Source organism: Ochrobactrum sp. EDr1-4, from assembly GCF_049199085.1.
In the GTDB taxonomy this organism is placed as follows: Bacteria; Pseudomonadota; Alphaproteobacteria; order Rhizobiales; family Rhizobiaceae; genus Brucella.
This window is the reverse complement of sequence record NZ_JBLZOF010000001.1, coordinates 1,097,785-1,118,725: the sequence shown is the minus strand read 5'-3', so window position 1 is coordinate 1,118,725 and position 20,941 is coordinate 1,097,785. Positions and strand designations below refer to the sequence as shown.

The window sequence follows — 20,941 nt, the reverse complement described above, 5'->3', positions numbered from 1 at the left end:
TAGCGGCCCTTTTAATATTGACGGATGCGGCTTGTGCATAATCTGGCGAACATCATACGACCGGTCAGCTATTCAGACTGTCCGGGCTGGTATCAGGACGATCAGGCTTCAGCCTTTTCGGCCTTTCGTCGTTCAGCCGATTACGCAGAACATAATCGCTATAACAGCGGCAGTCTGGGCATCAGCTTTGAGGCACTACAGGTGACTTTTGCTGCGGCACGGTTGCTGACACATCCCAATATCGCGCAGGCACGTGCGTTTTTTGAAGAGCATTTTGTTCCCTGCCATATTGATGCGGAAGGCTTTGTGACAGCCTTTTACGAGCCGGAAATTGCCGCATCGCGGACGCCTGACGCGCATTTCACCGTGCCTTTTCTGAAAAAGCCGGACGATCTTTTAAAAGTCACCGATGAAAACCGTCCTGCGGGCATGGATGTGTCTTACGCTTTCGCACGACAAACAGCGCACGGTGTCGAAGAATATGATGATCGACGGGCTATTGAGCAAGGGAGCCTGAACGGACGCGGGCTTGAGCTTGCTTATGTTGCGGACCGTGTGGATGCGTTTTTCGCGCATGTGCAGGGTGCAGCTAAGCTCAAGCTCACCGATGGCAGTTTTATGCGGATCACTTACGCCGCTAAAGCTGGCCATCCTTTTACGGGCATTGGGCGTATTTTGGTGGCAGAAGGCGAGATTCCGGCTGATAAAATTTCCATGCAGACAATTCGGCAATGGCTGAAAGATCATCCGGAAAAAGCCGATGATCTCATCTGGCAAAACCGTTCTTACGTTTTTTTCCGCGAAGCACCGGTGGATGACCCGAATGTCGGACAGATTGCAGCTGCCAAAGTTCCGCTCACAGTAGGACGTTCCATTGCTGTGGACCGGCTTTTGCATACATTCGGAACACCTTTTTATGTGAATGCTCCAAGCGTGACCGAGTTCGACAATGCGCCCTTCTCCCGGCTTATGATCGCACAGGATACCGGAACGGCGATTGTCGGCCCCGCGCGCGGCGATCTTTTTGCGGGTTCGGGTGATGCAGCTGGTGAAATTGCTGGCGGCATTAAAAGCAAAGCCGATTTTTATGCGCTTGTTCCTCGCGCTCTGGTGATCTGAACCATGGTGCCAAAGAACGAAAACTCCGACAAAGATTATCTACGCCCTGAAGACCGCATTCTGTGGGAAACGGTGGCTAAAACCGCAAAGCCTTTGGCTGGCAAAAAGCTTCAGTTTGAAGAGCTTTCGGTTTTCAGCGAATTGATGGCGGAGAAGGCTGAGAAGAAGCCAGCGAAGCAGGTGTCTACGCCTGTGGCCGACCCCGTCGAACCTAAAAAGAAAATCACCGCTCTTAAAGAACTGCCGATCCATGCCTTTGATCGGCCAACGCACCGCAAGATTTCCAAAGGGCGTGTGGATATTGAAGCGCGGATTGATTTGCATGGCCTGACGCAGAACGACGCTTATGAACTGCTCTACGGTTTTCTTCTGGGCGCCCATGCACGCGGCTTGAAGCATGTGATGGTGATTACCGGTAAAGGCCGCTCATTTGGCAGCGAAGGCGTGCTCAAACAGGCAGTTCCACATTGGTTCTCGACGCCCCTCTTCCGGCTTCTGGTCAGTGCCTATGAAGATGCAGCGCATCATCATGGCGGGCATGGTGCGCTTTATGTGCGACTGCGCAAGCAAACGCAAAACGGAGGTCTTCTGCGATGACACCGTTTGGCAAGCGTTTGCGAGAGTTGCGTGACGAACGCAATGTTACCCAGAAAGAAATGGCAGCGGCTTTGCGCGTATCGCCAGCCTATCTCTCGGCACTGGAACACGGGCGGCGCGGCCAGCCGACATGGGATCTGCTGCAACGCATCATTACGTATTTCAACATCATCTGGGACGAAGCGGAAGAGTTGCAAAACCTCGCTTCGGTCTCGCATCCGCGTGTGGTGATCGATACGTCCGGTCTGTCTCCACAGGCAACGGAACTTGCCAATTTGCTGGCGCGCAATATCCGCATCATTGATCGCGAGACGATCAAGCATTTGAGCGATGAAATAGAAGCGGCGCGAAAACGCCGCCGTGGCTTGAAGCCTTTAGTCTGAAACCCGCATTCTAGAGCGCATTTCGATCTGATTTAATCAGATCGGCGCTCTAATCACTTGTTTTTAAGCACATCTTGGTCCGAAAACCGGTTCCCACTTTTCGGGATGTGCCCTAAAACAGCGCCTTCAGCTCATCGAGCTTGGAATTGACCAGCCAACCATAATAGTTTTCCTGCGGCATCAAAGCTGCCTGACCAGATGCTTTGCGCTGTGCATTTTCATTGGCCAGCGCACGGGCGCGGGCATCTGCACCACCGGTGTTATAAAGCGTTGCGGTCAGACCGGGGTTCTTGGAAATGTCGAAATCTGCAATCTGACGATAGGCGGTGATCGACTGCTTTAGCGTGGCCGCGATGTAGGGCAGCGTCAGATCGGGGTCCATGATGGTCTTATAGACCGTGTTGCCATTTTCGGCATCAAGCTTTGGTAGGCCGGAAACGCGATTGACTATATCCGACATTTGCAATGCAGTGAGCGGGTTCATCTGACCAAGACCGAAGGTCTGACCAGCATAAAACGGCTGGAAGAAAACGGCGCTGAACCGGTTGTTCGGATAGTTTTTGCCGCCGACGGATTTGCCACGGAATTGCTTGTTCCAGATATTCTCACGGCAAGCCCAGAGCGAATAGCTGTCCTTGAACTTGAGGCATTCGGAGAATTCAGGACGCTTTACGAACTGGCCAATGCTCTCGCCATTATAGCCGAAGCTCACACCCTGGTTCACATAGGACATAGCCTTGACATAGTAGGTCTGCAAACGATCATAGACGTCGACATTGTAAGTGTGCTCGCCAACGATAGCGCCGACAATATGGATCGGATCAATGCCATAAGCGGAAGCCGTCGATTTGATCTTTGAGCGTAACGATGCATCTTTTTTCAGAAGGTTATAAATCTTCTGATACTTCTTTTCATAAGTGGTGCTGAGTTCCTTGGTGCGCTTGGCAGAAGCACCGGGAATGGGCGGCTGTTCGGCATTGCGGTTGCCGGCTGGCACGGAAACGGCTGCAAATGCGCTCTGGCAGGAAAAAGCGACAGCGAGGCAGATGCCCGCAATACGGTTCAATCGACTGGTCATTGCGCGGAAACGGCCCCAAATATGGTAAACGACATGTAAAAGTTGCGGCAAAATAAAAAACCCCCTCGATGAAGTCGAGGGGATTTTTGTTTTTCAGGATTATGGGACTGAAGCGTGACTTTATGGTCACGTTTTAATTTACAGAATGAAACGCGAAAGATCCGTGTTTCGGGCAAGATCGCCGACAGTCTTGCGGACGTAATCGCCGTCAACCTTGAATTCCGAACCGGATTTGTCGGGTGCATTGTACGAAATATCGTCCAGCACCCGCTCCATTACCGTCTGCAAACGACGTGCGCCGATATTTTCCACTGTCGAATTGAGATCAACTGCAATATCCGCAAGAGCTTCAATCGCATCGTCGGTAATATCGAGCTTCACCTCTTCCGTCGCCATCAGTGCAATATATTGCTTGATCAGACTGACTTCGGTTTCAGTGAGAATCCGGCGGAAATCTTCACGCGTCAGGGCGCTGAGTTCTACGCGTATTGGCAGACGGCCCTGAAGTTCTGGCAGAAGGTCAGAAGGCTTGGAAACGTGGAAAGCGCCCGATGCGATAAACAGGATATGATCGGTTTTCACCGGGCCATATTTCGTTGCAACGGTGGTGCCTTCAACGAGTGGCAACAGATCGCGCTGTACGCCTTCGCGTGATACGCCTGCTCCCATACCGCCTTCGCGCGAAGCGATCTTGTCGATTTCGTCCAGGAAGACGATACCGTCATTTTCAGTCGAACGCAGGGCTTCCTGAATGAGCTGATCCTGATCGAGCAGCTTGTCGGACTCGTCATTGATCAGAATCTTGTAGGATTCTTTGACCGTGGTTTTGCGCGTTTTGGTGCGACCGCCCATGGCCTTGCCGAAAATATCGCCGATATTGATCATGCCAATATTGGCACCCGGCATGCCCGGAATTTCGAAATTCTGACCAGCACCGGTGTCGGCAACTTCGATTTCGATTTCCTTATCGTCGAGCTCGCCTTCACGCAGCTTCTTGCGGAAACTGTCGCGAGTGGCCGGACTTGCGGTCTTGCCAACCAGACCGTCAAGCACGCGCTCTTCGGCATTGATATGCGCTTTGGCCTTCACTTCCTCGCGCTTCTTTTCGCGCACGAGGCCGATTGCAGCTTCGACCAGATCGCGGATGATCTGCTCGACGTCGCGGCCAACATAGCCCACTTCAGTAAACTTGGTGGCTTCCACCTTGATGAACGGCGCACCGGCAAGCTTCGCCAGACGGCGGGAGATTTCCGTCTTACCAACGCCGGTCGGTCCGATCATCAGAATGTTTTTTGGCATAACTTCTTCGCGCATCTGGCCATCCAGCTGCTGACGGCGCCAGCGATTGCGCAAGGCGATAGCCACGGCGCGCTTGGCGTCGTTCTGACCGATGATGAAGCGGTCAAGCTCGGAGACGATTTCGCGGGGAGAAAAATTGCTCATGATTATAACCCGGTTTGCCACTGCTTGATGAACTCGAACGGATGCAGCAGCATGATCACGTTGAGCGTAAGATTGTCGCGAATAATGATAAGCGCCAGAATTTCGAAGAACAGCGCTATGGCGACGGTGATTTTTGTCGGTAGTTTTGCAGCAAGCAGAAAGCCGATCAGGGCGGCGATGGTATCGGAAACTGAATTCACGATGCTGTCGCCAAAATAGTCGACGGAGGACGTATTTGCGCGATAGCGCTCGATAATGAAGTTCGAGTTTTCGACCAGTTCCCAGACGGCTTCAACGCCAACTGCCATGGCAAGCCGCAGACCCAGCGGCGCTTTTGGCGCGATGATTGTCAGAAGCCAATAGAACAGAAAGCCATGGATGATGTGCGAAAGCGTATACCAGTCGGATATATGCTGCGAGTTTTCGGACATCAGCGAACCGGACCATAATTTTATGGTGCCGCATTCGCACATAGGAATTCGTCCATCGAGATAAAGCCAGAAGGCCTGTATCACGAGAATGGCAAGGACGATCAGAGCACCTAAGCCCCAACGCTGTGGTTTAGAGGCTTGCACGGTTTGCGTCATTCTGCGTTGAGACTTTCAACCAGAATGCTGTGATTGGTGTAGATACAGATGTCTGCGGCAATCCCCATCGCTTTGCGGGCGATTTCCTCGGCATCCAGATCTGTATCGACCAGAGCACGCGCTGCGGCGAGAGCATAATTGCCGCCCGAACCAATCGCCATAACGCCATGTTCTGGCTCAAGCACGTCGCCTGTTCCGGTTAGGGCCAGCGTAACTTTGCTGTCGGCAACTAACATCATGGCTTCGAGCTTGCGCAGATAACGGTCGGTGCGCCAGTCTTTTGCGAGCTCGACGGAGGCGCGCATCAGCTGGTCGGGATATTGTTCAAGCTTGGCTTCAAGGCGCTCAAGCAGCGTGAAGGCGTCGGCAGTGGCACCTGCAAATCCGGCAATGACATTGTTGCCCTTACCGATGCGGCGCACTTTGCGCGCATTGCCCTTCATGACGGTATTGCCGAGCGAGACCTGCCCGTCACCGGCGATAACGACCTTGTTACCCTTGCGAACGGTAACGATGGTCGTGCCGTAAATTGTCGTGGGATTGTGTTCGATCATGGATCACTCCTTTGGCGGCCGATACGTTTCCATCTGGCAAACGCATAAGCCCCTGATATGGGCGAAGCCCCATTTTGCTCGTTCAAGAGCTAACTGAATCGGGTTTCGTTGTGAATATTTAAGAACCGTCTGGCAAAATGCAAATAGGTTCACGCGCATTCCAAAAAGTGGGAACCGGTTTTTGGGTAAATTGCGCGTGAGGAAATAAGTGCATTCCAAAAAATGGGGTCCGTTTTTTGAAGAAAAAATGCCTGAATAAAAGTCAGATTATTGGGAGGTGTTCTAAAAGCATTGGCAAAAGCAGCCAGCTGTTCTAGAACGCGAAAAGATTTCAACTGAGGAAATGCAATGACGGCTGAAAGCGCCCGCAAAGCAAGTATCGAACGTTCAACAAAAGAAACAAGCATTGCTGTTTCTGTCGATCTGGACGGCAACGGCAAGTTTGACATTACAACCGGTGTCGGCTTCTTCGATCATATGCTGGAGCAGCTTTCCCGACATTCGCTCATCGACATGCGCGTGATGGCCAAGGGCGATCTGCATATCGACGATCATCACACAGTGGAAGATACCGGCATTGCGCTTGGTCAGGCTGTTGCAAAAGCGCTTGGCGAGCGTCGCGGCATCGTGCGTTATGCATCGATGGATCTTGCTATGGACGACACGCTGACGGGTGCTGCGGTCGATGTTTCTGGCCGGGCTTTTCTCGTATGGAACGTAAATTTCACGACGGCCAAGATCGGCACATTCGATACCGAACTGGTGCGTGAGTTCTTCCAGGCTTTTGCAATGAATGCAGGCATCACCCTGCATATCAATAATCATTATGGTGCCAACAATCACCATATTGCAGAGTCGATCTTCAAAGCCGTGGCCCGGGTTCTGCGCACAGCGCTCGAAACCGATCCGCGCCAGAAGGATGCAATTCCATCGACCAAGGGGTCGCTGAAGGGATAAGCTAATGGCGCAATTCGTGGTGCTGGAGAAAGAAGGCGCAAACAGCGCTGAAAACTCTGTCTTCGTGCGCGACGGATTCTACACATTGGCGCTGATCCTGCCGGTTGTCTGGCTGTTGTCGCAGCGGCTGTGGTTTGAAGCGATTGCCGCTCTTGGCGTAACGATCCTGCTGGGTGTGGCAGGTTCTGCATTGGGGATATCCAATGCAGTGCCGCTGATCACTTTGTTGTTTTCGCTGTTTGTGGCGCTGGAAGGCGCTAATTGGAAAATCGCGAAACTCAAACGTCAGGGCTATGTCGAAAAAGCGGTCATCGATGCTTCCGATCTGGAAGAAGCGGAAATCCGCTATTTCTACAGCTTTGAGGAAGCAGCCTCATCCGCAGAGTTGCCAACGCCCGAATGGGCTGAAAAAACTCCTCGTCCCACTTATTCCTCATTTGGCTCGACGATCGGATTTGTCGGTCATCGCGGAGAAAACTGAAAATGCGTGTTGCTATTATCGACTATGGTTCCGGCAATCTTCGCTCGGCCACCAAGGCCTTTGAGCGTGCCGCCCACGAGAGCGGTGTGAAAGCTGAAATCGAATTGACTGCGGATGCCGATCGCGTGGCAAGCGCTGACCGCATCGTTCTGCCGGGCGTTGGCGCTTATGCCGATTGCCGTCGCGGTCTTCATGCTGTGCCGGGCATGGTGGAAGCACTGGAAGATGTGGTTCTGAAAAAGGCCCATCCTTTCCTTGGCATCTGCGTGGGTATGCAGTTGATGTCAGAGCGCGGCCTTGAAAAAGAAGTGACCGAAGGTCTTGGCTGGATTGCTGGTGATGTGCGTGAAATGACGCCGTCCGACCCGACGCTCAAGATTCCGCAGATCGGCTGGAACAGGATTCACGTGAAACATTCGCATCCTGTCTTCGATGGAATCGCTACCGGCGAGAACGGCTTGCATGCCTATTTCGTGCATTCCTATATGTTCGATGCGAAGAACAAAGCGGACGTTCTGGCCGTCACTGAATATGGTGGCGATGTGACCGCAACTGTTGGTCGCGACAACATGATCGGCACGCAGTTCCATCCTGAAAAGAGCCAGCTGCTTGGCCTTTCGCTTATTGCCAATTTCCTGAAATGGAAGCCTTGAAGATATGATCCTTTTTCCCGCCATCGATTTGAAAGACGGTCAATGCGTGCGCCTGAAGCTTGGCGACATGGATCAGGCGACCGTTTACAATGAAGACCCCGCAGCGCAGGCCAAAGCTTTTGAGGATCAGGGCTTTGAATGGCTACATGTGGTCGATCTCAACGGTGCTTTTGCTGGCGAAAGCGTCAACGGCAAAGCTGTTGAAGCCATTTTGAAAGCGACCAAAAATCCGGTTCAGCTTGGCGGCGGTATCCGTACGCTTGCCCATATCGAGAGCTGGCTTTCCAAAGGTCTGCGCCGCGTCATTCTCGGCACCGTTGCCGTGCGTGATCCAGCACTGGTGATTGAAGCCTGTAAGGAATTTCCGGGACAGGTTGCGGTCGGCATTGATGCCAAGGGCGGCTATGTTGCCGTTGAAGGCTGGGCCGAGGCTTCTGAGCTTGGCGTGGTGGAACTCGCGAAAAAATTTGAAGGCGCGGGTGTTGCCGCCATCATCTATACCGACATTGACCGTGACGGTGTTCTGGCTGGTATCAACTGGGATTCCACACTTGGTCTTGCCGATAGCGTTTCCATTCCGGTGATCGCATCGGGCGGCCTCGCCTCGATGGATGATATCAAACGCCTCGCCGCTCCTGATGCACGCAAGCTTGAAGGTGCGATTTCCGGTCGCGCGCTTTATGACGGCCGCATTGATCCGGCAGAAGCACTGGCATTGTTGAGGGCTTCGGTATGACACTCAAAGCACGCGTCATTCCCTGCCTGGACGTTAAAGACGGACGTGTCGTTAAAGGCGTAAACTTTGTCGATCTGATTGATGCCGGTGATCCGGTGGAAGCAGCGCGCGCCTATGATGCCGCGGGCGCTGACGAATTGTGCTTCCTCGATATCACGGCGTCTTCGGACAATCGCGAGACAATTTTCGATGTCATCGCCCGTACAGCAGAACAATGTTTCATGCCGCTGACTGTTGGCGGTGGTGTGCGTCAGGTTTCTGACATTCGCAAGCTGTTGCTTGCTGGGGCCGACAAGGTTTCGATCAACACGGCTGCGGTGAAGAACCCGGAATTTGTTGCAGAAGCCGCTGACAAGTTTGGCGACCAGTGCATCGTTGTGGCCATCGACGCCAAGAAAGTTTCGGGCGCAGGCGAGAGCGACCGCTGGGAAATCTTTACCCATGGCGGACGCCAGACGACGGGCATTGATGCGGTGGAATTTGCGCAGAAGGTGGTGAGCCTCGGTGCCGGTGAAATTCTGCTGACCTCGATGGATCGTGACGGCACCAAGGCTGGTTACGATGTGGCCCTGACGCGGGCTGTTGCTGACAGCGTGCGCGTTCCGGTGATCGCATCGGGCGGCGTTGGCAATCTCGATCACATGGTTGATGGCATTCGCGAAGGTCACGCAACGGCAGTTCTCGCAGCATCCATCTTCCACTTCGGCACCTATACGATTGGCGAAGCCAAGCGCTATATGGCCGAGGCCGGCATTCCGATGCGGCTTGATCCGGTCCGTTGAGAATATAGCTTGTCGCGGAAAAGTGGGAACCGGTTTTCCGATAACGACATGCGCAAAAAGAGTTGAAGGAAGTTCGATGGCTGAGTTCACACTTTCCGATCTTGAACGCATCGTTGCGGAACGTGCGACTTCGACGGATGGATCGTCCTATACGGCTAGTCTCTTTGCCAAGGGTCAGACGCGGGCCGCCAAAAAGCTTGGTGAAGAAGCCGTCGAAGCGGTGATTGCGGCAGTCAGTGGCGACCGCGCTGAAGTGGTCACGGAAAGCGCTGATCTGCTCTATCACCTGCTGGTGGTTCTAAAAATTGCAGACGTGCCACTTGATGAGGTTCTTGCAGAGTTACAACGCCGCACGGCGCAGACTGGCCTTGAGGAAAAGGCCAATCGTCCGAAAGCATAAATGCAAACTAATCCAAAAACTGTGAGTTTAGAATTGGCGTTGAGGGAGAGCAGCGACAATATGTGGGAAAAAGTGGACCAGCTAACGCCGTCGCGTTACTCGCCTTACCGTTTTTTTTCGGCCGAGGAATGGGCAGGCTTTCGCGCCGACACTCCCCTCACCCTCACCTATGAAGAAGTCAAACGGCTGCGCTCGCTGGGCGATCCGATTGATCTGGATGAGGTGCGGCGCATTTATCTGTCGCTGTCCCGCCTGCTCTATGCGCATGTGGAAGCGAGCCAGCTTTTGTTCCGCCAGCGTCAGCAGTTCATCAATATGGAAGAGCGTTTCAAGACGCCTTTCATCATCGGCATTGCAGGCTCGGTTGCCGTCGGAAAATCCACGACTGCGCGTATTCTGAAAGAACTTCTCGCCCGATGGCCTTCCAGCCCGAAGGTCGATCTGGTGACGACGGACGGCTTCCTCTACCCCAACGCGGTTCTGCGTGATCAGAACATGATGGAACGCAAGGGCTTTCCGGAAAGCTATGATGTGGGCGCGGTCTTGCGTTTCCTGTCAGCGATCAAGGCAGGCATGAGCCATGTACAAGCGCCGCTCTATTCGCATTTGAGCTATGACGTGCTGCCCGGCGAATATCAGATTGTCGACAAGCCTGACATTCTGATCTTTGAAGGCATCAATGTTTTGCAAGTCCGCGATCTGCCGGAAGACGGTAAGATGGTGCCTTTCGTTTCCGACTTCTTCGACTTCTCGATCTATATCGATGCAGAGCCGGAGCTGATCCACAAATGGTATATTGATCGCTTCATGCGGCTGCGCGAGACGGCCTTCGTCAATCCGCAGTCGTTCTTCCATCGCTATTCGCAGCTTTCAGAAGATGCGGCGCGTTCCATCGGCGAAGGCCTTTGGAACAATATCAACATGAAGAACCTGCGTGAGAATATTCTTCCCACACGCCCCCGCGCCGATATTATCCTGCGCAAAGGCAGCGATCATTTGATCGAAGAAGTGGCACTCAGAAAGATATGAAAAAGGCCGGTTTAACCGGCCTTTTCTTTGTGTCTTTAGCCTTCCAGTGGCGGAATGCGCAGCACCTGGCCCGGATAGATTTTGTCCGGATGCGTCAGCATTGGCTTGTTGGCTTCAAAGATAATGTCGTTCTTTGCGCCTTTGCCTTTGCCATATTGGGCTTCGGCGATTTTCCAAAGATTGTCGCCCTTCTTGACCGTGTAGAAGACAGGTTCGGCGCCCGTTGTTCCGGCACCCTCGACTTTCAGCTCTGAAGCTTCAACCTTCGATACACCAAGCGAGTTGCCGACGGCGATAATCGCTTTTTCAAAAGCCGACTGATCTTTCACATTGCCGGTCAGAACGGCCTTGTCACCCTGCACGCTGACCTGCACGCCATCGGTGCCGAGATTATGCGAGTCGAGTTCCTTCTTCAGATCATCGGCTTTGGGTTCATTCTCGCCGAAACCAAGCTTGGTTCCAACTGACTTCACGAAATCGAAAATTCCCATGGGCAAATCTCCCTGTTGTTGCTACTCAGTCGTTGCATCAAACCCGTTATCGAAACCAGCGGGGCTCCCGGTCAGTCAATAGCCAGTAAGGTACAGCGCTCGTCAAATTGGTCAAGTGCCAATTGATCCCGAATTATCCAATGAGTACGGGCACTTAATTAGCACCTTAATAAGCTCTAACGACCAAGATTGGTCTTTGCCAGTTCGACGATTTCATCACCACGACCGCTGATGATGGCTTTGAGCATATAAAGGCTAAAGCCCTTCGCCTGCTCGGCCTTGATCTTGGGCGGCATCACCAGTTCCTGCTTAGCTGTCACAACATCGACCAGAACCGGACCATCATGGGCAAAAGCTTGTTTCAAGGCTTCCGGCAGATCAGCGGATTCCTCTACGCGAAAACCTTTTATGCCGATAGCTTCCGCCATGGCTGCAAAATTCGGGTTTTCGAGATCGGTCCCGGAGGTCAGATAGCCGCCCGCTTTCATTTCCATGGCCACGAAGCCAAGTGAGCCATTGTTATAAACAATGATCTTGGCGGGCAGATTGAGTTGTTTGAGCGACAGGAAATCGCCCATCATCATAGTGAAGCCTCCATCGCCCGAAAGCGAAACGACCTGTCGTTCCGGTGCCGCAGCTTTTGCGCCGATTGCCTGAAGCATGGCATTGGCCATGGAGCCGTGGCTGAAAGAACCGAGCAGACGGCGCTTGCCATTCATGGTGAGATAGCGTGCAGCCCAGACGGTTGGTGTGCCAACATCGGCGGTAAAGATCGCATTCTCGTCAGCAATCTCATCAATGAGACGCGTGAGATATTGCGGGTGGATTGGCTGGCCAGGTTTTGATGGTGCTGCCAGATCATCCAGTGCCTCGCGCGCTTTCGTGTAATGCGTCTTTGCAGCATCGAGGAACTTCGTGTTGCGACCGGATTTGAGTTTGGGCAGAAGGGCTGCGATTGTTTCCGACACATCGCACGTCACACCCAATGTAAGCGGCGCGCGGCGACCAAGCTGCGAGGGATCATTGTCGATCTGAATGATTTTGGCCTTTTCGGGATAGAAGTTGCGATAAGGGAAACTGGTGCCAAGCATCAGCAGCGTGTCGCAGTTGAGCATGGCGTGATAGCCGGATGAAAAGCCGATCAGGCCGGTCATGCCTACATCAAAGGGATTGTCCCATTCGACATGTTCCTTGCCGCGCAGCGCGTGAACGACAGGCGCTTCCAGCTGTTCGGCCAGAGACACGACAGCATCATGGGCGCCAGCGCAGCCGCTGCCTGCCAGAATGGTGATCTTCTCCGAACCGTTGAGAATATCTGCGAGTTTTGCAACATCCTGATCTGACGGAACCATGCGTGGAAGCGAGATTGGCGTCCAGGTCTGCTTTGCCCCTTCAGGTGCCTGCTTGAGCGCAACGTCACCCGGAATGACGATCACAGCCACGCCGCGCTTGCCGATGGCGGCACGCATGGCGCGGTTCAGCACTTCGGGCATTTGCGCAGGGTTGGAAACTAATTCAACAAAATGGCTGCATTCGCGGAACAGTTCCTGCGGATGGGTTTCCTGAAAATAGTCGAGACCGATTTCGGACGAAGGAATATGGGCTGCAATCGCCAGCACAGGTTCGCGGTTGCGATGGCAATCAAACAGACCGTTGATGAGGTGCAGATTGCCGGGACCACAGCTGCCAGCACAAACGGCCAGTTCGCCGGTAATGGCGGCTTCGGCACCCGCAGCGAATGCCGCGGTTTCCTCATGGCGGACATGCATCCAGTCGATCTTGCCAAGTCGTCTGAGGCTGTCATTCAGTCCGTTGAGGCTATCGCCCGTAACACCCCAAATACGCTTAACACCTGCTTCGGCTAAAGTTTGAGCCAGAAGATCCGCAACAGTCATGCCCATGATTTTGCCCTTTCACAATCTTGAAGATCAAGTTAGGGCGCGGGGCTGATGTGGGAAGCCGTCAAACGGCATCAATTGATGCCGTTTGAATGGGAAAAGTTATTTTGTGCAACTCTCGATGAAACGCGCAAGATAGGCATCAAATTCCGCTGGCGTTTCGCGGAATGGCGCATGTCCCGCATTGTCGATAACGTGGGTTTTGCCTTCCCAAAGATTACCGAATTTTACCCTGGAGACGAAGTCGAGTTCGACGAAAGGTTCGTCGCGTCCATTGACGACTGCAATGGGAAGCTTCGCTTGAGCGACGATGTCGCGCTGGTTGCCGCCGGTGCCAGAACCAAATTTTTCAAACATGATGCGGCGGGCGCGACCGTCGGTACGGGCAACAATATCGAGAAGCGATGCCTCGAATGGTTCGCCACAGGTACTGCGTGCGTAAGAATCCACATCGCGTTCAGAGAATACTTCCTGTCCGGCAAGCGCCATGTCGGGTCCACTCTTAAACCCCTGCCCCACTTCTTCACGCGCCACGGGCGGCGTTCCGGTAATCATCAGGCCACGCATTTCTGGGTAGCGCTCAATCATCTCGATACCGATATGTCCACCGAGCGACCAGCCGAAAACGACAGCATCGGCAATACCGAGCTTCTGCATGACTTCCGTCATCGCATCCGCATAGCCTTCCATCGAATAGCTGCGATCGGGATCAATCGCATCGGAAGATTTACCATGGCCCGGAAGATCAGGCGCTATCACGCGCCATTTTTTGCCAATTGCACCTTCGAGCTGTGGTGCGAAAATTGCGCCCGAACTTGAATTGCCATGGATCATCAGGAGGGGCGCGCCTTGGCCCTCGCTTTCACGCACGGCAATGCGGCCATGGCTGGTTTCAAGCTCGTGATAATTGATCGTCATGTTGTCTGTTCCCAAAGTCTGAATGGTCTATTTTTTTACGCGCATCTGTGTCCGAAAACCGGTTCCCACTTTTCGGGATGCGCTTAATCGTAAGAAACCTTGCCGCGGCCTTTTTTAATGTCAGCGCGTCCGGATTTAGCCTTGAGGCGGCGTTCAACGGAGCCTTTTGTCGGCTTGGTCTTTCTGCGTGGCGGCGGCGGTGGAACTGCCGCTTCTTGTATCAAAGCAATCATCCGCTCGCGCGCATCTTCGCGGTTGCGCTCCTGCGTGCGAAAACGATTGGCTTCGATCAGCACATCGCCATCCTTGGTGCCGCGCTGACCGGCAAGTTTGAAGAGACGGGAAAGCACATCCTCCGGCAGACCGGACTGGCTCGCATGAAAACGCAGCTGCACGGCGGTCGAAACCTTGTTGACGTTCTGACCACCGGGACCGGATGAGCGGATAAAGCTCTCCTCAAGATGATCCTCGTGGATCGTCAAGCGGTTTGTGATGCGGATGGTGGTGCGGCTTTCTTCCATGAGGACGAGTGATACACCGCTTTCGAACGCATGTCTCCCAAAAGTGGGAACCGGTTTTGGGATAAAGACATGCGCAAAAACAAATGGATAGAGCGAGCGAGGTGGATACGATCAAGCGCGACACGCTCTACCCATTGCAAAAAAGAAAAACCCGGCCTTTCGACCGGGCTTCCCCTCCTCCTCAGGATTTCATTTTCTCTTACTCAGCTGCAATCTGCGTTGCTGGCGCTGCATCGCGCACATCATGGTCGACATGGCTTTCGAATTTCTCGAAATTGGTCACGAACATATCAACCAGCTTTTGCGCCTGTGCGTCGTAAGCAGCCTTGTCAGCCCATGTCGAACGCGGATCGAGAATGGCGGTATCCACACCCGGCACTGCAACCGGAACGGCAAAGCCGAAATTCGAATCAGTACGGAATTCCGCATCATTGAGCGAACCATCAAGCGCTGCCGCGAGAAGTGCGCGGGTGGCCTTAATCGGCATACGCTTGCCGGTGCCATAGGCGCCGCCGGTCCAACCGGTGTTGACCAGCCAGCAATCGACCTTGTGTTCGGCGATCAGCTTACGCAGCAAATTTCCGTATTCCGATGGATGGCGCGGCATGAATGGCGCACCAAAGCAGGTAGAGAATGTCGCTTCCGGCTCGGTCACGCCTTTTTCGGTGCCAGCAACCTTGGCGGTGTAGCCAGACAGGAAGTGATACATGGCTTGCGCAGGCGTAAGCTTGGCGATCGGAGGCATGACGCCGAAGGCATCAGCGGTGAGCATGATGATGTTCTTTGGCTGGTTGCCTTTGCCCGATGCAGATGCATTGGGGATGAAGTCCAGTGGATAAGCGCAGCGGGTGTTTTCGGTGAGCGAGACGTCATCGAAATCCGGCTGGCGGTTTGCATCCAGCACGACATTTTCCAGCACAGTGCCGAAGCGCTGCGTGGTCGCGTAGATTTCCGGCTCTGCTTCCGCAGAAAGGCGGATGGTCTTGGCATAGCAGCCGCCTTCGAAATTGAAGACGCCATGTTCGCCCCAGCCATGCTCATCATCGCCGATCAGCGTGCGGGTCGGGTCAGCCGAAAGCGTGGTCTTGCCGGTGCCGGACAGACCGAAGAAGACAGCCGTGTCGCCATTCGGGCCTTCATTGGCCGAACAATGCATCGGCATGACGCTCTTGGCAGGCAGCAGGTAATTGAGCGCGGTGAAGACCGATTTTTTCATTTCACCAGCATAGGACGTGCCGCCGATCAACACGATCTTGCGGGTGAGATCAACCGCGATCACCGTTTCGGTTCGCACGCCATAGCGTGCAGGATCGGCCTTGAAGGAAGGCAGATCGATAATGGTCATTTCAGGCAGGTAAGAAGCAAGCGCTGCTTCTTCCGGGCGGATCAGCAGGTTGCGGATGAACAGCGAATGCCATGCATATTCAGTCACAACACGTGCATTGATCTTGTTGTCTTCGTCAGCACCGCCGATCAGATCCTGTACGAAAAGCTCTTTGCCCTTCGCATGGTCAATGAAATCGGCATAGAGAAGCTCGAAAGCTTCCGGCGTCATTGGTTTGTTGTTGTCCCACCAGACCTGATCTTCGGTGTTTGCATCGCGAACCACGAACTTGTCTTTTGGTGAGCGACCAGTGTGTTGGCCCGTTCTAGCAACAAGGGCTCCTTGTGCCGAAAGCTCTGCTTCACCGCGACGGATGGTCTCTTCATAAAGCCGGGCCGGTCCAAAATTATAAAAGACTGCGGACAGTTCCTTCAATCCTGAAGTGGAAATGGAAGCGGCAGTATTATGGATGCCGATCTCTTTCATGGTCTCTCCGCCATATGGTTCAAAATTTGGTTGGCCCCGGTCTTTTTTAAACGGGATGGCAGTCAGAAACAGATTAATTAAATTAAATCAAATATTTAATCGATTTAAAAATATTGAATTTTTTTTAAATCGTTTAATTTAGATGTTATGTTGGCTATCCACAGTCTGGAACTGTTCTCGACTGTGTTAACCACTCCGCTAACCATCGCGAAAAAAGCCTATCAGCGGTCTTGCCGGGAAGTTAAGCCGTTGCCACATTTTGTACCTAATTTGTACTGCACAAGCGGCAGGACTGTAATAAGATCAACGCGCTTACCGGCGTTTGGTGATTTGCACCGCTGCTGTAACGGGGCGGTTAACAAAGGAGAAGGTTCGCATGAAGGAAGCTTCGGCAACGCAGACAATTGCGCTGGTCGACGATGACCGCAATATTCTGACCTCCGTTTCCATTGCTCTGGAGTCGGAAGGCTATCGCGTCGAGACCTATACCGATGGGGCTTCTGCTTTGGACGGCCTGATGACCCGCCCACCGAACCTCGCGATCTTCGATATTAAGATGCCGCGTATGGATGGGATGGAACTGCTGCGCCGTCTGCGCCAGAAGTCCGATCTTCCGGTCATCTTCCTGACGTCCAAGGACGATGAGATCGACGAACTCTTTGGCCTCAAGATGGGCGCGGACGATTTCATCACCAAGCCGTTCTCGCAGCGTCTTCTGGTCGAGCGTGTAAAGGCTGTTCTGCGCCGCGTCGCAGCGCGTGACGGCACCGCGAAGCCAACCGGACAGCAGGCAAAGTCGCTTGAGCGCGGTCAGCTTGTCATGGATCAGGAACGCCACACCTGCACATGGAAGGGTGAGCCAGTAACGCTGACCGTTACTGAATTCCTCATCCTGCATTCGCTTGCCCAACGTCCCGGTGTTGTGAAAAGCCGTGATGCGCTGATGGATGCGGCTTATGATGAACAGGTCTATGTTGACGACCGCACCATCGACAGCCACATCAAGCGTCTTCGCAAGAAGTTCAAGTCGACGGATGATGATTTCGAAATGATCGAAACGCTTTACGGCGTCGGTTATCGTTTCCGCGAAGCGTGATATAGAGATTAAATCGCCAGACATTTTCAGTCTGGCGATTGTTTAAGAAGGCAAGATTGCAGCGACATGGTCGCCGAGACACGCAAAGATAGCGCAATGACGATGAGAGAACGCAGGGCACGGCGGCAACGCTCGCTGTTTCTGCGTCGTCTTTTTGCGCCTTTCAGCCGGTTTCTGGGTCAGTTCCTGTTTTCCAGCCTGACGCGCCGCATTCTGTTTCTGAATATCGCGGCGCTTGGCGTTCTTGTTTCCGGCATTCTTTATATGAACCAGTTCCGTGAGGGGCTGATCGATGCCAAGATTGAAAGCTTGCTCACGCAGGGCAAAATCATTGCCGCTGCAATTTCGGCATCAGCGACGGTCGATACCAATTCTCTGATGATTGATCCTGAAAAGCTGTTGGAGCTTCAGGCAGGGCAAAGCATTACCCCCTCGCCCGATTCTCCGGACAATTGGGAATTTCCGATTAATCCGGAAAAAGTTTCACCCCTGCTGCGTCAGTTGATTTCGCCAACCAGTACGCGCGCTCGTATTTACGATCATTACGCCAATCTGCTGCTGGATTCCCGTTCGCTTTATGCACCGGCATTTGCTTCTGGCGGTCCGGTGTTCCGTTATGATCTGCCCGCAATTGAAGAAGACGCACCGAGCACATGGGAACGCTTTACCATGTGGTTCTCACGTCTGTTTTATGGTGGTGGTCTTCCACTATATCAGGAACAGCCGGGTGGTAATGGTCTAGCCTATCAGGAAATCGTTCGCGCATTGAGTGGCTCGCCGCAAACAGCGCAGCGCCGCAATCAGCAGGGCGAACTGGTGGTTTCGGTTGCCGTGCCAATTCAGCAATCGCGTGCGATTTTGGGTGTGCTTCTGCTTTCAACTGAAGGCGACGACATCGACAAGATCGTTCAGGGCGAACGTATGGCGGTTTTCCGCGTGTTCGGCGTTGTTGCGGCGGTGATGGTGATCTTATCGCTGTTTTTGGCTTCGACCATTGCAAGCCCGTTGCGAAAACTCGCTGCCGCAGCGGACCGTGTGCGCCTTGGCGTAAAAAGCCGCGAAGAAATTCCGGATTTTTCCGAGCGTCAGGATGAAGTAGGACATTTGTCAACGTCTATCCGCGCGATGACTGACGCGCTTTATACGCGTATTGAGGCGATTGAGAGCTTCGCTGCCGATGTGAGCCATGAGTTGAAAAACCCGCTCACCTCGTTGCGCAGTGCTGTTGAAACGCTGCCGCTTGCGAAAAATGAGAATTCTCGCAATCGCTTGCTTGATGTCATTCAGCATGATGTGCGGCGTCTTGATCGTCTGATCACTGATATTTCGGATGCATCGCGCCTTGATGCAGAATTGGCACGCGAACATTCTGACCGTGTGGATATGAAGACGCTGCTCAATAATCTGGTTCTTGCAGCACGCGAAGTCCGTCGCAACAAGGTTGGCACCGAGATTGTTTTCAATACGGGCAAGTTGCCGTCCGGCAAGAAGGGCTTCTTCGTTGCGGGACATGATCTTCGTCTCGGTCAGGTTATTAGCAATCTGATCGAAAATGCGCGGTCTTTTGTTCCAGAGGATACTGGCCGCATCGTGGTGACGCTGAGCGGTGAAGGCAGTCGCTTGCGCGTTCTCGTTGAAGATAACGGCCCCGGCATTCCAATTGAGAATATCGAACGTATTTTCGAGCGTTTTTATACGGATCGTCCGGCCTCCGAAGCGTTCGGACAAAATTCTGGCCTTGGTCTTTCAATCAGCCGCCAGATTATTGAAGCGCATAATGGCACGTTGAGTGCTGAAAACATCATCGATGCCAATGATCCGGATCATATGCTGGGCGCACGCTTCACCGTTGATCTGCCAGCCATCGCGTGACCTGACATGACGCCGGAAGAACAGAAAAGTGGTCTTCACGCAACGACGGTGCAAATACGCGGTCGTGGTGTTATGCTGATGGGAAAATCGGGCGCGGGCAAAACAGAGACCGCACTGACACTGATTGAGCGAGCTATCGCGCGTGGTGAAGCGGCTTCACTTGTCTCTGACGATCGCACTTTGCTGCATGTGGAAGGTGGCAAGCTGATAGCCAGCGTTCCCGATTCTCTCGCCGGCGGCGTTGAAATTCGTGGCGCGGGTCTTTTCACTGTTGCTTATGTGAAACAGGCGCCACTTGATCTTGTTGTCATTCTGGTCAGCCGCGAAGAGGCTGAACGCTATCCAAGCAGCGAGAACTGGCAGTTTGAAGGTATCGAAATTCCGCGTCTGCTGTTGCCTGCACTCTCGTCAAACGGCGATTCTAACGCGCTTTCGCGTGCTATCGAGGCAAGTCTCTTTTACAAACCCTGGCCATAAGCGCTTCGCTGAAAGAAATGCCCAACGCTGCGGCATTTTGCTTTTTTCAAGGCAAATGTGAAATTTTTCACTTGCTATCAAGATTTGCAATGCCAAGATGCACAACTCGTCGGCTGAGTTCCGGCGATTTTTGTGTCATCTGCGCCTTTGAAGGGGTGAAGCGGCGGGCACGCGACAGGAGCTTTTAAAGTATGATCGGACTCGTGCTTGTTACGCACGGAAGGCTGGCCGAAGAGTTTCTCCATGCTGTCGTGCATGTGGTTGGCCCGCAAGACAATTTCGAGACCGTTTGTATCGGTGCCGAAGATGACATGGAACAGCGCCGCCGCGATATCGTGGATGCGGTGGACCGCGCCGATAGTGGCAGAGGTGTTATCGTTCTGACCGATATGTTTGGTGGAACTCCGTCCAATCTCGCAATTTCGGTGATGGAAGAAGGCAAGATCGAGGTGATCGCAGGCGTGAACCTGCCGATGTTGATCAAGCTCTCCAGCGTTCGCATTGGCGGCGACATCAAGACAGCGTTGCGCGAAGCGCAGGATGCAGGACGCAAATATATCAATGTTGCAAGCCAGGTCCTGACAGGAAAGTAATTCATGCATCCCACAGTGGTTGTTACTGGCGAATATGATGCCGACAGCTCTCTCCTGCGCTCCTTCGAGATCGTCAATAAGCGTGGTCTGCATGCGCGTGCATCGGCCAAGTTTGTCCAACTTGTGGACAGCTTTGATGCCCATGTCCGCGTCAGCAAGGACGGCATGACGGTGGGCGGAACGTCGATCATGGGCTTGATGATGTTGGCGGCCTCACCGGGCTGCTGCATCGAAGTGCGCGCATCGGGTGAACAAGCCGATGCGGTGCTTGATGGGCTTCAGGCGCTTATTGCTGATAAGTTTGGCGAAGAAGCCTGATATTAAAAAATATCGCTAAGTTGATATGCACACATAAAGAACTCTTTATGTGATGTTGTGCTGACGCGAGTGATCTGCTAATCAAATGGCCAGTCGAAGCCCCTCCTCCGATATTTTTTATTTCGGGGCTTCAAAATCAATTTGATTG

24 protein-coding genes are annotated in these 20,941 nt (G+C 53.3%); 15 read left to right on the top strand and 9 right to left on the bottom strand.

Annotated elements, in window-relative coordinates; genetic code table 11:
- Positions 1-24 precede the first annotated feature (24 nt).
- Genes ACOZHT_RS05500 through ACOZHT_RS05490 form a run of 3 tightly spaced genes read left to right on the top strand, consistent with a single transcriptional unit; the run spans position 25 to position 2,099 of the window.
- Positions 25-1,119, top strand: coding sequence for a murein transglycosylase A (locus tag ACOZHT_RS05500; RefSeq protein WP_339509099.1), 1,095 nt, complete (start codon positions 25-27; stop codon positions 1,117-1,119).
- 3 nt (positions 1,120-1,122) lie between these two features.
- A complete protein-coding gene (locus ACOZHT_RS05495; RefSeq protein ID WP_421565361.1) occupies positions 1,123-1,716 on the top strand; it encodes a Smr/MutS family protein in 594 nt (197 codons plus the stop codon).
- On the top strand, positions 1,713-2,099 hold the full coding sequence (locus ACOZHT_RS05490; protein WP_339509101.1) for a helix-turn-helix transcriptional regulator: 387 nt from the start codon (positions 1,713-1,715) through the stop codon (positions 2,097-2,099). Before ACOZHT_RS05495 ends, ACOZHT_RS05490 begins: the two co-directional genes overlap by 4 nt.
- 112 nt (positions 2,100-2,211) lie before the next feature.
- On the opposite strand, the gene ACOZHT_RS05485 is transcribed toward ACOZHT_RS05490, so the two are convergent.
- The 4 genes from ACOZHT_RS05485 to hslV all read right to left on the bottom strand — a co-directional run bounded on the left by ACOZHT_RS05485 (position 2,212) and on the right by hslV (position 5,761).
- Entirely contained in the window at positions 2,212-3,177 is a 966-nt protein-coding gene (locus tag ACOZHT_RS05485; RefSeq protein WP_339509102.1) for a DUF1402 family protein, read from the bottom strand.
- 138 nt (positions 3,178-3,315) lie between these two features.
- On the bottom strand, positions 3,316-4,620 hold the full coding sequence (gene hslU, locus ACOZHT_RS05480; RefSeq protein WP_339509103.1) for an ATP-dependent protease ATPase subunit HslU: 1,305 nt from the start codon (positions 4,618-4,620) through the stop codon (positions 3,316-3,318).
- A gap of 2 nt (positions 4,621-4,622) precedes the next feature.
- The gene (locus tag ACOZHT_RS05475; RefSeq protein ID WP_339509104.1) at positions 4,623-5,207 is read right to left on the bottom strand and encodes a DUF2585 domain-containing protein; all 585 of its coding nucleotides are present in this window, start codon (positions 5,205-5,207) and stop codon (positions 4,623-4,625) included.
- Positions 5,204-5,761, bottom strand: a complete 558-nt coding sequence (hslV, locus tag ACOZHT_RS05470; RefSeq protein WP_339509105.1) for an ATP-dependent protease subunit HslV — start codon at positions 5,759-5,761, stop codon at positions 5,204-5,206. Before hslV ends, ACOZHT_RS05475 begins: the two co-directional genes overlap by 4 nt.
- 348 nt (positions 5,762-6,109) lie before the next feature.
- Between hslV and hisB the strand changes: the two genes are divergently transcribed.
- The 7 genes from hisB (at position 6,110) to coaA (ending at position 10,799) form a co-directional block, all read left to right on the top strand.
- The gene (gene hisB / locus ACOZHT_RS05465) at positions 6,110-6,718 is read left to right on the top strand and encodes an imidazoleglycerol-phosphate dehydratase HisB (RefSeq protein WP_007872453.1); all 609 of its coding nucleotides are present in this window, start codon (positions 6,110-6,112) and stop codon (positions 6,716-6,718) included.
- 4 nt (positions 6,719-6,722) lie between these two features.
- The gene (locus ACOZHT_RS05460) at positions 6,723-7,199 is read left to right on the top strand and encodes a DUF2628 domain-containing protein (RefSeq protein WP_339509106.1); all 477 of its coding nucleotides are present in this window, start codon (positions 6,723-6,725) and stop codon (positions 7,197-7,199) included.
- 2 nt (positions 7,200-7,201) lie between these two features.
- The gene (hisH, locus tag ACOZHT_RS05455) at positions 7,202-7,852 is read left to right on the top strand and encodes an imidazole glycerol phosphate synthase subunit HisH (protein WP_339509107.1); all 651 of its coding nucleotides are present in this window, start codon (positions 7,202-7,204) and stop codon (positions 7,850-7,852) included.
- 4 nt (positions 7,853-7,856) lie between these two features.
- Positions 7,857-8,588 carry a 1-(5-phosphoribosyl)-5-[(5-phosphoribosylamino)methylideneamino]imidazole-4-carboxamide isomerase gene (gene hisA / locus ACOZHT_RS05450; protein ID WP_339509108.1) on the top strand — a complete coding sequence of 244 codons (732 nt, stop codon included), beginning with the start codon at positions 7,857-7,859 and terminating at the stop codon, positions 8,586-8,588.
- Complete coding sequence (gene hisF, locus ACOZHT_RS05445; RefSeq protein WP_007872463.1) at positions 8,585-9,370, top strand: imidazole glycerol phosphate synthase subunit HisF; 786 nt, start codon at positions 8,585-8,587, stop codon at positions 9,368-9,370. The genes hisA and hisF overlap by 4 nt, the downstream gene beginning before the upstream one ends.
- Before the next feature lie 76 nt (positions 9,371-9,446).
- Positions 9,447-9,770: a phosphoribosyl-ATP diphosphatase gene (locus ACOZHT_RS05440; protein ID WP_339509110.1), complete on the top strand. Its 324-nt coding sequence runs from the start codon at positions 9,447-9,449 to the stop codon at positions 9,768-9,770.
- 60 nt (positions 9,771-9,830) lie between these two features.
- On the top strand, positions 9,831-10,799 hold the full coding sequence (gene coaA / locus ACOZHT_RS05435; protein WP_339509111.1) for a type I pantothenate kinase: 969 nt from the start codon (positions 9,831-9,833) through the stop codon (positions 10,797-10,799).
- Positions 10,800-10,834: 35 nt separating this feature from the next.
- Here coaA and lysM read toward each other — a convergent pair whose 3' ends face one another.
- From lysM to ACOZHT_RS05410, 5 genes are all read right to left on the bottom strand, one after another.
- Positions 10,835-11,290 (bottom strand): peptidoglycan-binding protein LysM, encoded by a 456-nt coding sequence (gene lysM / locus ACOZHT_RS05430; protein ID WP_094578513.1) that lies wholly within the window; start codon positions 11,288-11,290, stop codon positions 10,835-10,837.
- Positions 11,291-11,466: 176 nt separating this feature from the next.
- Entirely contained in the window at positions 11,467-13,191 is a 1,725-nt protein-coding gene (gene poxB, locus ACOZHT_RS05425) for a ubiquinone-dependent pyruvate dehydrogenase (protein WP_339509112.1), read from the bottom strand.
- A 99-nt stretch (positions 13,192-13,290) separates the two neighbouring features.
- Entirely contained in the window at positions 13,291-14,106 is an 816-nt protein-coding gene (locus ACOZHT_RS05420; protein ID WP_339509113.1) for an alpha/beta hydrolase, read from the bottom strand.
- Between the two features lie 83 nt (positions 14,107-14,189).
- A complete protein-coding gene (gene arfB / locus ACOZHT_RS05415; RefSeq protein WP_339509114.1) occupies positions 14,190-14,627 on the bottom strand; it encodes an alternative ribosome rescue aminoacyl-tRNA hydrolase ArfB in 438 nt (145 codons plus the stop codon).
- A gap of 199 nt (positions 14,628-14,826) precedes the next feature.
- The gene (locus ACOZHT_RS05410; RefSeq protein ID WP_339509115.1) at positions 14,827-16,437 is read right to left on the bottom strand and encodes a phosphoenolpyruvate carboxykinase; all 1,611 of its coding nucleotides are present in this window, start codon (positions 16,435-16,437) and stop codon (positions 14,827-14,829) included.
- 376 nt (positions 16,438-16,813) lie between these two features.
- Here ACOZHT_RS05410 and ACOZHT_RS05405 point away from each other — a divergent pair, with 376 nt between their 5' ends.
- The 5 genes from ACOZHT_RS05405 to ACOZHT_RS05385 all read left to right on the top strand — a co-directional run bounded on the left by ACOZHT_RS05405 (position 16,814) and on the right by ACOZHT_RS05385 (position 20,793).
- Positions 16,814-17,533, top strand: a complete 720-nt coding sequence (locus ACOZHT_RS05405; RefSeq protein WP_250039417.1) for a response regulator transcription factor — start codon at positions 16,814-16,816, stop codon at positions 17,531-17,533.
- Positions 17,534-17,599: 66 nt separating this feature from the next.
- Complete coding sequence (locus tag ACOZHT_RS05400) at positions 17,600-19,405, top strand: stimulus-sensing domain-containing protein (protein ID WP_339509116.1); 1,806 nt, start codon at positions 17,600-17,602, stop codon at positions 19,403-19,405.
- Positions 19,406-19,411: 6 nt separating this feature from the next.
- Positions 19,412-19,882, top strand: coding sequence for an HPr kinase/phosphorylase (locus ACOZHT_RS05395; RefSeq protein ID WP_339509117.1), 471 nt, complete (start codon positions 19,412-19,414; stop codon positions 19,880-19,882).
- A gap of 191 nt (positions 19,883-20,073) precedes the next feature.
- Positions 20,074-20,475, top strand: a complete 402-nt coding sequence (locus tag ACOZHT_RS05390) for a PTS sugar transporter subunit IIA (RefSeq protein ID WP_250039414.1) — start codon at positions 20,074-20,076, stop codon at positions 20,473-20,475.
- Positions 20,476-20,478: 3 nt separating this feature from the next.
- On the top strand, positions 20,479-20,793 hold the full coding sequence (locus ACOZHT_RS05385) for an HPr family phosphocarrier protein (protein ID WP_339509118.1): 315 nt from the start codon (positions 20,479-20,481) through the stop codon (positions 20,791-20,793).
- Positions 20,794-20,941 lie beyond the last annotated feature (148 nt).

Coding starts and splice junctions, on each gene's coding strand:
- coaA (WP_339509111.1), top strand. CDS start 9,831: ATGTGGGAAAAAGTGGACCAGCTAACGCCGTCGCGTTACTCGCCTTAC.
- hisA (WP_339509108.1), top strand. CDS start 7,857: ATGATCCTTTTTCCCGCCATCGATTTGAAAGACGGTCAATGCGTGCGC.
- hisF (WP_007872463.1), top strand. CDS start 8,585: ATGACACTCAAAGCACGCGTCATTCCCTGCCTGGACGTTAAAGACGGA.
- ACOZHT_RS05395 (WP_339509117.1), top strand. CDS start 19,412: ATGACGCCGGAAGAACAGAAAAGTGGTCTTCACGCAACGACGGTGCAA.
- ACOZHT_RS05500 (WP_339509099.1), top strand. CDS start 25: ATGCGGCTTGTGCATAATCTGGCGAACATCATACGACCGGTCAGCTAT.
- ACOZHT_RS05385 (WP_339509118.1), top strand. CDS start 20,479: ATGCATCCCACAGTGGTTGTTACTGGCGAATATGATGCCGACAGCTCT.
- hisB (WP_007872453.1), top strand. CDS start 6,110: ATGACGGCTGAAAGCGCCCGCAAAGCAAGTATCGAACGTTCAACAAAA.
- ACOZHT_RS05495 (WP_421565361.1), top strand. CDS start 1,123: ATGGTGCCAAAGAACGAAAACTCCGACAAAGATTATCTACGCCCTGAA.
- hslU (WP_339509103.1), bottom strand. CDS start 4,620: ATGAGCAATTTTTCTCCCCGCGAAATCGTCTCCGAGCTTGACCGCTTC.
- ACOZHT_RS05440 (WP_339509110.1), top strand. CDS start 9,447: ATGGCTGAGTTCACACTTTCCGATCTTGAACGCATCGTTGCGGAACGT.
- arfB (WP_339509114.1), bottom strand. CDS start 14,627: ATGGAAGAAAGCCGCACCACCATCCGCATCACAAACCGCTTGACGATC.
- ACOZHT_RS05485 (WP_339509102.1), bottom strand. CDS start 3,177: ATGACCAGTCGATTGAACCGTATTGCGGGCATCTGCCTCGCTGTCGCT.
- poxB (WP_339509112.1), bottom strand. CDS start 13,191: ATGGGCATGACTGTTGCGGATCTTCTGGCTCAAACTTTAGCCGAAGCA.
- ACOZHT_RS05460 (WP_339509106.1), top strand. CDS start 6,723: ATGGCGCAATTCGTGGTGCTGGAGAAAGAAGGCGCAAACAGCGCTGAA.
- ACOZHT_RS05475 (WP_339509104.1), bottom strand. CDS start 5,207: ATGACGCAAACCGTGCAAGCCTCTAAACCACAGCGTTGGGGCTTAGGT.
- hslV (WP_339509105.1), bottom strand. CDS start 5,761: ATGATCGAACACAATCCCACGACAATTTACGGCACGACCATCGTTACC.
- ACOZHT_RS05405 (WP_250039417.1), top strand. CDS start 16,814: ATGAAGGAAGCTTCGGCAACGCAGACAATTGCGCTGGTCGACGATGAC.
- lysM (WP_094578513.1), bottom strand. CDS start 11,290: ATGGGAATTTTCGATTTCGTGAAGTCAGTTGGAACCAAGCTTGGTTTC.
- ACOZHT_RS05410 (WP_339509115.1), bottom strand. CDS start 16,437: ATGAAAGAGATCGGCATCCATAATACTGCCGCTTCCATTTCCACTTCA.
- ACOZHT_RS05490 (WP_339509101.1), top strand. CDS start 1,713: ATGACACCGTTTGGCAAGCGTTTGCGAGAGTTGCGTGACGAACGCAAT.
- ACOZHT_RS05390 (WP_250039414.1), top strand. CDS start 20,074: ATGATCGGACTCGTGCTTGTTACGCACGGAAGGCTGGCCGAAGAGTTT.
- hisH (WP_339509107.1), top strand. CDS start 7,202: ATGCGTGTTGCTATTATCGACTATGGTTCCGGCAATCTTCGCTCGGCC.
- ACOZHT_RS05420 (WP_339509113.1), bottom strand. CDS start 14,106: ATGACGATCAATTATCACGAGCTTGAAACCAGCCATGGCCGCATTGCC.
- ACOZHT_RS05400 (WP_339509116.1), top strand. CDS start 17,600: ATGGTCGCCGAGACACGCAAAGATAGCGCAATGACGATGAGAGAACGC.